Below are 342 nucleotides of genomic sequence, written 5' to 3'. Positions count from 1 at the left end.
ACCGCATCCCACTCCAGGCCTTTGGAACCGTGGATGGTCAGAAGCTGAACCACTCCCGGCTCGGGCGGCTCAGGGCGTGGCACGAGCTCGTCGGTGCTCTCCGCCTTCTCGAGCCAGGCGAGGAGGCTCGAGATGGTGCCCCGCTCGTCGGCGGCGAGGAATGACCGGACCTCGTCGGTGAACGCGCGCAGCTGCGTGGCGGCGATGCGTGCCGCTGAAAAGCCGATTTCCGTCTCGCATATTGCTTTCACAGGCCCGGACGGCAAGCAGATGACGCTCGGCGATTTCAAGGGCAAGACACTGCTGGTCAATCTCTGGGCGACGTGGTGCGCGCCATGCCGC

At 65.8% G+C, this 342-nt stretch carries 1 protein-coding gene; it reads left to right on the top strand.

The window, feature by feature from the left end; all coding sequences use genetic code 11:
* Positions 1–132: 132 nt before the first annotated feature.
* The coding region (locus R0J87_RS19025; protein ID WP_498888182.1) for a TlpA family protein disulfide reductase at positions 133–342 on the top strand (210 nt) is incomplete at its 3' end.

This window comes from Halomonas sp. SIMBA_159 (genome assembly GCF_046536035.1).
Lineage (GTDB): Bacteria > Pseudomonadota > Gammaproteobacteria > Pseudomonadales > Halomonadaceae > Vreelandella > Vreelandella venusta_A.
The sequence above is the reverse complement of the archived record's forward strand: the minus strand, read 5'-3'. Positions and strand labels throughout refer to the sequence as shown.